Origin of the sequence: Serratia sp. (in: enterobacteria) (genome assembly GCF_046715635.1) — a bacterium.
Classification (GTDB): domain Bacteria; phylum Pseudomonadota; class Gammaproteobacteria; order Enterobacterales; family Enterobacteriaceae; genus Chania.
In genome coordinates, this window is the sequence record NZ_JBKJYW010000500.1 from 1 (window position 1) to 9947 (window position 9947).

The 9947-nt window shown below is 53.3% G+C and carries 10 protein-coding genes; 6 read left to right on the forward strand and 4 right to left on the reverse strand.

Annotated elements, in window-relative coordinates:
• Window positions 1-2433 (reverse strand): glycerol-3-phosphate 1-O-acyltransferase PlsB (gene plsB, locus ACLQ7H_RS25960; RefSeq protein ID WP_411755161.1); only part of this gene is annotated, 2433 nt, incomplete at its 3' end.
• Window positions 2434-2754: 321 nt separating this feature from the next.
• Here plsB and ACLQ7H_RS25965 point away from each other — a divergent pair.
• From ACLQ7H_RS25965 to ACLQ7H_RS25980, 4 genes are all read left to right on the forward strand, one after another.
• Window positions 2755-3123, forward strand: coding sequence for a diacylglycerol kinase (locus ACLQ7H_RS25965; protein WP_411755162.1), 369 nt, complete (start codon window positions 2755-2757; stop codon window positions 3121-3123).
• A gap of 123 nt (window positions 3124-3246) precedes the next feature.
• A complete protein-coding gene (gene lexA / locus ACLQ7H_RS25970; protein ID WP_021180815.1) occupies window positions 3247-3855 on the forward strand; it encodes a transcriptional repressor LexA in 609 nt (202 codons plus the stop codon).
• A 187-nt stretch (window positions 3856-4042) separates the two neighbouring features.
• Entirely contained in the window at window positions 4043-5392 is a 1350-nt protein-coding gene (gene dinF, locus ACLQ7H_RS25975) for an MATE family efflux transporter DinF (protein WP_411755163.1), read from the forward strand.
• Between the two features lie 309 nt (window positions 5393-5701).
• Window positions 5702-5911: a CsbD family protein gene (locus tag ACLQ7H_RS25980; protein ID WP_024483982.1), complete on the forward strand. Its 210-nt coding sequence runs from the start codon at window positions 5702-5704 to the stop codon at window positions 5909-5911.
• A gap of 115 nt (window positions 5912-6026) precedes the next feature.
• On the opposite strand, the gene zur is transcribed toward ACLQ7H_RS25980, so the two are convergent.
• Together zur and ACLQ7H_RS25990 are read right to left on the reverse strand one after the other, a co-directional pair.
• The gene (zur, locus tag ACLQ7H_RS25985; RefSeq protein WP_411755164.1) at window positions 6027-6536 is read right to left on the reverse strand and encodes a zinc uptake transcriptional repressor Zur; all 510 of its coding nucleotides are present in this window, start codon (window positions 6534-6536) and stop codon (window positions 6027-6029) included.
• A gap of 402 nt (window positions 6537-6938) precedes the next feature.
• On the reverse strand, window positions 6939-7220 hold the full coding sequence (locus ACLQ7H_RS25990) for a DUF5339 domain-containing protein (protein ID WP_411755165.1): 282 nt from the start codon (window positions 7218-7220) through the stop codon (window positions 6939-6941).
• A gap of 304 nt (window positions 7221-7524) precedes the next feature.
• On the opposite strand from ACLQ7H_RS25990, the gene dusA reads away from it, so the two are divergent.
• Both dusA and pspG read left to right on the forward strand, forming a co-directional pair.
• Complete coding sequence (gene dusA, locus ACLQ7H_RS25995; RefSeq protein ID WP_411755166.1) at window positions 7525-8574, forward strand: tRNA dihydrouridine(20/20a) synthase DusA; 1050 nt, start codon at window positions 7525-7527, stop codon at window positions 8572-8574.
• Window positions 8575-8732: 158 nt separating this feature from the next.
• Entirely contained in the window at window positions 8733-8951 is a 219-nt protein-coding gene (gene pspG / locus ACLQ7H_RS26000; protein WP_411755167.1) for an envelope stress response protein PspG, read from the forward strand.
• 297 nt (window positions 8952-9248) lie between these two features.
• On the opposite strand, the gene ACLQ7H_RS26005 is transcribed toward pspG, so the two are convergent.
• On the reverse strand, window positions 9249-9947 hold a 699-nt coding region (locus ACLQ7H_RS26005; RefSeq protein WP_411755168.1), incomplete at its 5' end, for an NADPH:quinone reductase.

Consider the following 9947-nt stretch of genomic DNA (forward strand, 5'->3'; position numbering starts at 1 on the left):
CGCTGGGGTATTGGTTTCTTCCGGCATGCTGACGCTTTCGATGGTCAGCTTGATTTCCGGGGTGATCAGATCGCTCAACATGGTGTAAACCTCCATGGTGTGCTCGCGGATCGCATCGCCAATATCATTGATAAAGCCTTCTTCACGCAGCGTTGCCACCAGGGTGGAGAACACCGCCTTGTCGAAGAACTCTGGCGCGTTGATGCCGTGCAGCACAGACAGACGCTGGGCCATAATGCGGCTCTCTTTCTCCAGGGCACCCCGGTTGATACTTGGGTTGGCACTGAGGATCGACATGGTGATGGCATAGCGTTGCAGGGTTTCACGCACCCCGGCTGCCAACAGTTGTAACGGACGGATGCGCGCCGGGTTCAGCACCAGCTCATCACCTTTGCTACAAATCAGTTGCTGACGAATCAATTCCTCGATCAGCGGTTGCAGCACTTCTGACAGCTGTTCTTTGCCGTAACGCAGGAACAGCTCGGCCTTCAGCATTGGATAGATCAGGCTGACCTGGCGCAACAACTCAACGCGTGACACGCGGCGGTGATGCATCACGATAGAGGCGATCAGCGAAGGCAGCACCAGCATATGATGGATGTTGTTGCGATAGTACGTCATCAGCACCGCCTGCTCGCGCGGCAGAATGATGATGTCGCCGATGTTGTCCTTCTCCACTTCAAACTTGTTCATGTTTAAAGCGTGATCCAGCAACTGGTCAGGCGTTTGCGTTGGCACGGTGGAGTCGGCTGCATAAGGCACATTACGCATCAACTGTAAGTAGCATTCCAACTGCTCAAGCAACTGCTCACGGGTCAGCGAACGTTGGCGTGAGGCCAGCAGCGCGGTAGAACACAGGTTCATGGCGTTGGCAGCGGCAGCGTTGTTGATGCGCACCATGATCTGAGCCGCCAGATCGTTGACCGCAGGCGTCAGCCAGCTTGGGCGCTGTGCTTCGATCGGGTCGATAGACTCACGCCAATGAGGGACGTTCTGATTCAGGTACGTCGTCAACGGCAACGGTTCGCCAAAGTTCACGTAACCCTGGCCGAGGTTGCGTAGCTTACGCAAGCCGCGCATCATTTGCAGCAGGCTTTCTTTCTCTTTGGTTGCGCCACGCAGTTCTTTGGCGTAAGTACCTACTTCCATCACGTGCTCGTAACCGATATAAATCGGCACCAGCGTGATCGGACGGGTACCGCCGCGCAGCATGGCTTGAATGGTCATCGACAGAGTGCCGGTTTTCGGTTCCAGCAGGCGGCCGGTACGGGAACGCCCGCCTTCAACAAAGTACTCGACCGAGTAACCACGGGTGAACAGCTCACCGAGGTATTCACGAAACACGGTTGAATAGAGTTTGTTGCCCTTGAAGGTGCGGCGGATAAAGAACGCGCCCAGGCGACGGAAAATCGGCCCGGCGGGCCAGAAGTTCAGGTTGATACCCGCCGCGATGTGGGGTGGCACCAGCCCTTGATGGTAGAGCACATAGGACAGCAGCAGGTAGTCCATATGGCTGCGGTGACACGGCACATAGACGATCTCGTGGCCATCCTGCGCCAACTGACGCACACGCTCGGCGTTGGTGACGTTGATACCCTGATACAGCCGGTTCCAGGTCCAGCTCAACACGCGGTCGGACAGGCGCACTGTTTCATAGGAGAAATCGGCGGCAATCTCTTCCATCAGCGCAATTGCGTTCTGCTGGGCCTTTTCGTGGGAGATCTTTTTGCTGCGCGCTTCGTCTTCGATCGCTTTTTCAATCGCCTTGGAGGCCAGCAGCTTTTTGAACAGATCCTGACGGGCAGGCAGGCTTGGCCCAACGGCGGCCAGGCGCTGGCGTGCGAAGTGCATGCGTGCGACACGAGCCAGTTTTTGCGCGATGGTCTTATCGGTGCCGTGCTCGGTCGCCATCCGGCGGAGTGACACGGTATTGGAGAAACGGACAAAGCTGTCGCGCCCCAACCACAGTACGGCGAAGAACTTCTGTACGCCGTTCAGCAGGCGCAGGTGCGGCGTGCCGTGGCCTTCGCGCCCAGGGGAACGGCCAAACATCACCGATACCGGCAACATCTGAATATCGAGATCCGGGTTGCTGCGGTGCAGATCCAGATAATCGTGGAACAGTTTTACCGACTCTTCTTTTGGTGTGTAGTAACGGAACAGGCGTGGGCCATCGTGGATAAACACGTAGCTTGGTAGCACGGTGCCATCGATTTCCAACGAGTTAAGAGGATCGGGCAGATCTTGCGCCAGACACTGGGTGCGCAAGGTGAGTAAATCCGCCTTGGAATTATAAGGTAAAACATACAAAATCGGTCGTGAGGGATCCAACCCTAACTCCGTGACCGGATCTGAAGGGATAACCTTACTTCTTACCAACATTTTTAGTGGTAAGTTCAATATCTTATAATAGATTTTACGCCAACCTGACATGACAACGTGAAGCCTCTTGTTAGCAATTCGCCGCAAGCATACCAGAAACCGGGTAGCAGATCTGTGGCGTTGGGAAACCACGGCCGTTCACGGCCATGGAAGTACATAGTTGAATTATACCCGATGGATATCAAATTGGCCGCTCTAACGCATCCTTGCGCTCGCGGCATTGGTACGACATAGCTAGGTGATTAAGGTATTCCAACCTTGCTGTATACTGCGCTGCGATAAAAATGTGATTGGGCTGGCAAATCTGTCTGGAACGTTGCAGCTGCAACACGACGGGTACATGATCCATCTTGGAGAAAGGCGTTCTTAACTATGGCAAATCAAGCAACTGGCCTGACGCGCATCATTAAAGCGGCAGGCTATTCCTATAAAGGTTTAACCGCCGCCTGGCAGAACGAAGCCGCATTCCGCCAGGAACTGGTGGCGACGGTGGTGGCTATCATCGTGGCGGTTTGGCTGGACGTGGGGGCGATAGCGCGCATCTTGTTGATCGGCTCGGTGCTGCTGGTGATGATTGTCGAAATCCTCAACAGCGCGATTGAGGCCATCGTCGATCGCGTGGGTACGGAATATCACGAGCTTTCCGGGCGGGCCAAGGATATGGGGTCGGCGGCGGTATCGCTGGCAATCATTCTGGCGCTGTTCGTTTGGGCTTCGGTACTTTGGCAGCATTTGGCGTGAAAACCGGCAGGCATCGTTGCGATCCCACTCGCTACCTGCTGATTTTTATTTATTCTTCGGTTCCCAATCCAGACTTAGCTGTATATACTCACAGCAAGACTGTATAAACAAACAGGGGGCGGAATGAAAGCACTAACTACCAGACAGCAAGAGGTCTACGACCTGATTCGCGATCATATTTCGCAAACGGGCATGCCACCGACGCGTGCCGAGATCGCAATGCGCCTGGGGTTCCGCTCACCAAATGCTGCAGAAGAGCACTTGAAGGCGCTGGCTCGCAAAGGCGTTATCGAGATCATCTCCGGTGCTTCACGCGGTATCCGCCTGCTGATGGAAGATGAAGAGGGGTTACCTCTGGTGGGCCGTGTGGCTGCCGGTGAACCTCTGTTGGCTCAGCAGCACATTGAAGGGCACTACAAGGTTGATCCTTCTCTGTTCAAACCTAATGCCGATTTTCTGCTGCGCGTTAGCGGCATGTCGATGCGTGACATTGGCATTCTGGATGGCGATCTGCTGGCGGTGCATAAGACTCAAGACGTGCGCAACGGTCAGGTTGTTGTCGCCCGTATTGAAGACGAGGTCACGGTCAAGCGCCTGAAGAAACACGGTAACGTCGTCGAACTGCTGCCGGAAAACAGCGAATTCCAACCGATTGTGGTCGATCTGCGCCAGCAGAACTTCACCATCGAAGGCTTGGCGGTGGGTGTGATCCGCAACGGCGACTGGATCTAATCGCTTTACCTCGTATTACCGCCCTTTAAAACGGCAAACTTCGCCCCAACTCTGGGGCGATGCATGACACTAAGCGGGCGCAGCATGCGGCGCCCCTACGGTCAAACATGTTCGATCCCTACAAATTCAGCTACATTGCCACTTTATCTTCAGCTTTAAATCCATGTTTGTACGGGAACATATCGCCATGCGCCTGCTTTCAGCCTTCACCAGTGACACCGACAAAGCTCTGTGGCGTCTGGCATTGCCGATGATTTTCTCCAATATTACCGTCCCGCTGCTTGGCCTGGTGGATACCGCCGTTATCGGCCATCTCGATAGCCCTAGCTACCTTGGCGGGGTCGCGGTGGGGTCAATGGCCACCAGTTTCCTGTTTATGTTGCTGCTGTTCCTGCGTATGAGTACCACCGGGCTGACGGCACAGGCGCTGGGCGCGCAAGATCCCTACCGGTTGGCCCGTGCCTTTATGCAGCCGTTATTGTTGGCGCTGGTGGCAGGGTTGGCGATTGTGCTGTTGCGAGCCCCGCTGATCACCTTGGCGCTGAACATCGTAGGTGGCGATCGGGAAGTTTTGGTACAGGCCAGGCTGTTTCTGGAGATCCGCTGGCTAAGCGCGCCGGCGGCATTGGCCAATATGGTGTTGCTCGGCTGGTTACTGGGAGTGCAGTACGTGCGGGCACCGGTGATCCTGCTGATTGTCGGTAACCTGCTGAACATCGTGCTGGATATCTGGTTGGTGATGGGGTTGGGTTGGAACGTGCAGGGGGCCGCGACCGCTACGGTGATTGCCGAATACGCCACGCTGTTGCTGGGGCTATGGTTAGCATGGCGGGTACTGCGCTTACGGGGTATTTCGCTGGCGATGCTGCGCACCGCCTGGCGTGGGGATCTGCGCCGCCTGCTGGCACTTAACCGCGACATCATGCTGCGCTCGTTATTACTGCAACTGTGTTTTGCCTCGTTGACCATTCTGGGTGCCCGCATGGGCGGAGAAGTGGTGGCGGTGAATGCGGTGTTGATGAATTTGCTGACCTTTACCGCCTACGCTCTGGATGGTTTTGCCTATGCGGTGGAAGCCCATTCCGGCCACGCCTATGGTGCGCGGGATGGGCGGCAATTGCGTAAAGTATGGCGTGCCGCCTGTCGGCAGGCGTGCCTGGTTGCCTGTGGTTTTGCGGTTATTTATCTGTTTGCCGGGCAGCAGATTGTGGCGGGCCTAACTTCCCTGCCGGAGCTGCGTGCGTTGGCAAATCATTATCTGCCCTGGCAGGTGGTACTGCCTCTGGTGGGGGTTTGGTGCTACCTGTTGGATGGTATGTTTATTGGCGCCACCCGTGGCGCAGAGATGCGTAATAGCATGGCGGTAGCCGCAGCGGGCTACGGGCTGACGTTGTTCACCCTGCCGGTATTGGGTAACCATGGTTTATGGTTGGCTCTGGCGGTATTCCTGGCACTGCGCGGGGCTGCTTTGGGCTGGGTATGGCACCGTCATAGTGTGCAAGGCACCTGGTTTTCATCCCCCATTAGCGATAGGTAATGCTCGGTAGATAGGCCAGTTTAGTTGATGATACGGGGCGTTAATTTATATTTTGTTACATGTCACACCGTCGTTTTGGTTCGCTTGCTTACTGTTTTAATAGCGTTTTTTGCTATTAAGATTTTTCTCATCAAGATTTCATGCTGCTTTGCAGGCGCTTTTCGCGATGGGTGACTATAGTTAATCACGTGGCTGGCGAATTAAGCCCGCGCTTAATTGGCAACGGATGCATTAGATAGACTAAAATTTAACTCAGTTAAGTCCAGCCAGAGTTATCTAAAACTGACAACCAAGAGTAACGGAGAGATTATGAACAAAGATCAAGCCGACGGTAACTGGAAGCAGTTTAAAGGTAAAGTGAAGGAAAAATGGGGCAAGCTGACCGATGATGATATCACCGTTATCGAAGGGAAACGCGAACAACTGGTCGGTAAAATCCAGGAACGCTATGGCTACCAGAAAGAGGCAGCCGAAAAAGAAGTCAAAGCCTGGGAAGAGCACAGCAAGTATCGTTGGTAGCACGATGAGCCGCTGAGTATTGCGGCGCTACGACACCATCCGGCCTGGCAGATTTCCCCCCTGACACGGCCACGGGAACAAGGATGTACCCGCTCCCTCCTGCAATCCAATCTGCTTATTTTTTCTTTATCACAATGCTGTGGTCATGATCGCAATCGTGTTGGTTTTCACAATTTTCTACCACCACGCAAGCTGAACACAGACCGTGGGCTTCCACTACGCTGTGGCGCAGCACAAACCCTGATTCTTGAGCCAGTTTCTGCAAGGTTTCTTCCACCCCTTCGGTAGTGCGCTCCGTGACCTGCGCGCAGCGATCGCAGATAAACAGGGCGGAGGTATGCATCGGTTGTTCGAAGTGATGGCACAGCACATAGCTGTTTGCCGATTCAACGCGGTGGATAAACCCCTGCTCCAGCAAAAAATCCAGTGCGCGATAAACCGTAGGAGGCTTGGCCTGCGGCTCCGCCACGCGCAGTAAATCCAGCAAATCGTAGGCGCTGATGGCGCCGGGTTGCTCAGCCATCAGGCGTAACACTTCCAGCCGTTGCGGGGTTAGTCGCACGTTGCGTTGCTGACAGAGTTGTTCAGCCTGCGCGAGCAGCTTTTCCTGGTTGGTTGAGTTCATGGCAATTATCCGGCTACGCAAAGAAGCCGATTTTATCATGTTTCAACGCAATCGCCGAGGATATCCCGGCTCACGTATTAGCCTTGGGGCAGCCTTGCTGCGTGATCCGACAATGGGAGTAGCGCTATTCAGTGGTCTGAGGCTTAAAGTGAATCGGTATTAAACACTGTTATGAATGACGCGTTCTTGATTTTTGTTGTCCGGTTTGTCTATTTTATTGATAATTAAAGTATTTCAGTAGGTAATAAGCTTTGATTTCTCTCATTCTGAGAAAATTAAACAGAGGTGAAGGGGGCTAGGCTGGAAGGTTGAGGGAGCTACATAATTTTCTGTATGAATGAATGGCCAAGCGTTATTTGAATACGGGCCTGGATGAGGCCCGTAAGTAGCACTGACGCAAACTTATTTGAGACCTATGGAGGCTTTCATCTGACCCATCATCTCAATTCCTTGCTGACAGGCGGGATCTTGCTGTTCCGCTGGTGCGGCGGCCATCTGCTCTTTGGCTTGTTCCATCTGAGCTTTTAACACCTCCACCTGAGCTTTTGCAGCTTCATTTTTAGAGGCTTCAACGATTAAATCATTAAATTCGCCAACGAATTTTTTACAAGTATCGGTCAACTCACCTGCAAAAGCAGAAGATGACATGGCTAACATACTGAAAATAATTACAAATTTTTTCATAAAGCATCCTGCTATTAATATTCCATCTCAGTGATGGCGATCGGATTATCTTTAAAAGCAGGCTATAAAACAAGCAGCTGAAAAAAATCAGGATTTTATTCAAATTTATGACTTTTTAGGTGGTGAATACGACTAAAATCGAGTGTTTAGCATCACGTTTATCTTTCGTTGGCAACAATAGGCCCGTCAGGTTTTGGCCGTTTCTCTATGTTATAGTAAGGCATGCCTCTCCCTCCCCCAACGATCTGGCCTGCGTATAGACAGCAGGGGACAGAGAACGAAAAAATACACAGAACGAGCGAACATGAACCAGGACCACGAAAAAGCCATCCCTGCCAAATCAGTGCACCAGCCAAGCGAAGCCAGTAAATACGCCGCCAATCGTTTCTCCATTGCCCCTATGTTGGACTGGACCGATCGCCATTGTCGTTATTTCCACCGTCTGCTGAGCAAGGAAACGCTGCTGTACACCGAAATGGTGACCACCGGTGCGATCATCCACGGTAAAGGTGACTACCTGGCATACAGTGAGGAAGAACACCCTGTGGCATTGCAGCTCGGGGGCAGCGATCCGGCTGCACTGGCGTACTGTGCCAAACTGGCGGAACAGCGTGGTTATGACGAGATCAACCTTAACGTCGGTTGTCCGTCGGATCGGGTACAGAACGGCATGTTTGGTGCTTGTCTGATGGGGCAGGCGACCTTGGTGGCCGACTGTATCAAGGCGATGCGCGACGTGGTGTCGATCCCGGTGACGGTAAAAACCCGTATTGGCATCGATGACCAGGACAGCTATGCATTCCTGTGTGATTTTATCGCTACCGTCGCTGGGCGCGGAGAATGCGATATGTTCACCATTCATGCCCGTAAAGCCTGGCTTTCCGGCCTGAGTCCGAAAGAAAACCGCGAAGTCCCTCCGTTGGACTATCCGCGCGTTTATCAGTTAAAACGTGACTTCCCGGCGCTGACCATTGCGATCAACGGCGGCGTGAAAACGCTGGAAGAAGCCCAACAGCATCTGCAACATCTGGACGGCGTGATGATGGGGCGCGAAGCGTACCAAAATCCAGGCATTCTGGCACGGGTGGACAGCGAGATTTTCGGCCACCAGAGCGAGGTAATGGACAGCGTGGCGATTATCGAGTCGCTGTATCCGTACATCGAGCGCGAGCTAGCGAACGGCACCTATCTGGGCCACATCACCCGCCATATTCTTGGTTTGTTCCAGGGGATCCCTGGCGCGCGGCAGTGGCGCCGTCATCTGAGTGAAAATGCCCATAAGCCAGGAGCCGATGTGCGCACCGTTGAGCAGGCTTTGGCTTTGGTGCGTTCACCGCGCACCGAAATGGCATAATCGGCAAAAAACTTGACTAAAAGTTGGTTTTTTTGACTAATAGCGTCACGAGGTGTGGCGCTATTTTTACATAATTTCAATAAGTTATCATTAAATTCAAGTTGGCACGTTTCTTGTAAAGAACAAGACAGACCTATTGTTTTGCCAAGGAGCAACCCATGTTAGAACTGTTCTTTCTGATCGGCTTTGTCGCTATGCTGCTGGTAACCGGTATTTCACTGCTGGGCGTGATGGCCGCATTATTTGTGGCCGCGGCTTTTATGCTGCTGGGTGGGCTGTTTGCCATGGTGTTTAAACTGCTGCCGTGGCTGATCCTGGCGGTGGTTGGCGTGTGGATATACCGCTCAATGCAGAAACCACAGGTACGCCGCTATTAATATTTTTTGCCGAAATATCAGTCAGTCACGCTGAAATTCACCCTACAGATTGCTTGCTAGTGTGGCGAGGATCACAGCTTGATGTTTTAAATGCGAATGCGGCACATTAAACATATTTTTTACTTATCGGGGCTGCTAGGATGACTCCCGCAGCAGTGATGCTAATCATTTTCATCACCGCGAGAGCTGACGAGAGTGTTGCTTAAAGCAACCCCCATCTCTGGCGGACTCTGCTCTACCCCTACAAAGCGCAGTAAACTAGCAAGGGCTCCTTACGGAGCCCTTTCTTTATTGGCGCTACAGACCAGGGATCAGCAGGCTGGAACCGCTGGTCTGGCGGCTTTCCAGGATCTGGTGTGCCCGCTGGGCATCTGCCAACGCAAACTTCTGTGCTTCCTTCACGTCAACTTTGATCGCACCACTACCGATCAGCGAAAACAGCTCGTTACTGGCAAACTGCAATTCCTGACGGTTGGTGATGTAACCGTTGAGTGAAGGGCGGGTGACATACAGCGAACCTTTCTGATTGAGTAACGACAGATCGACGCCAGTAACCGGGCCGGAGGCATTACCAAAGCTCACCATCAGCCCGCGGCGCTTCAGGCTGTTCAAGGAGTCCTGCCAGGTACTTTGCCCTACGGAGTCATAGACCACGTTAACCTTTTCGCCGTTGGTCAGTTCAGCTACGCGCTGGGCGATGTTTTCCTGGCGATAATTGATGGTGGCCCACGCTCCGGCACGCAATGCCTGCTCGGCTTTCTCGTCAGAACTCACGCTGCCGATCAGTTTGGCACCCAACGCTTTGGCCCACTGGCAGGCGATCAGCCCAACCCCCCCGGCGGCGGCATGGAACAGGAATACCTCGCCTGGCTTGACCTCATAGGTTTGGCGCAGCAGATAATGTACGGTCAACCCTTTGAGGAACGAGGCAGCACCCTGTTCGAAAGTGAGGTTATCCGGCAGGATAGCCACCTTTTCCAACGGGACGTTGTGAAC

Bases quoted from the DNA above. Each gene is read 5' to 3' on its own strand.
- pspG (WP_411755167.1), top strand. From the start codon at position 8,733: ATGTTAGAACTGTTCTTTCTGATCGGCTTTGTCGCTATGCTGCTGGTA.
- ACLQ7H_RS25980 (WP_024483982.1), top strand. From the start codon at position 5,702: ATGAACAAAGATCAAGCCGACGGTAACTGGAAGCAGTTTAAAGGTAAA.
- ACLQ7H_RS25965 (WP_411755162.1), top strand. From the start codon at position 2,755: ATGGCAAATCAAGCAACTGGCCTGACGCGCATCATTAAAGCGGCAGGC.
- dusA (WP_411755166.1), top strand. From the start codon at position 7,525: ATGAACCAGGACCACGAAAAAGCCATCCCTGCCAAATCAGTGCACCAG.
- ACLQ7H_RS25990 (WP_411755165.1), bottom strand. From the start codon at position 7,220: ATGAAAAAATTTGTAATTATTTTCAGTATGTTAGCCATGTCATCTTCT.
- dinF (WP_411755163.1), top strand. From the start codon at position 4,043: ATGCGCCTGCTTTCAGCCTTCACCAGTGACACCGACAAAGCTCTGTGG.
- lexA (WP_021180815.1), top strand. From the start codon at position 3,247: ATGAAAGCACTAACTACCAGACAGCAAGAGGTCTACGACCTGATTCGC.
- zur (WP_411755164.1), bottom strand. From the start codon at position 6,536: ATGAACTCAACCAACCAGGAAAAGCTGCTCGCGCAGGCTGAACAACTC.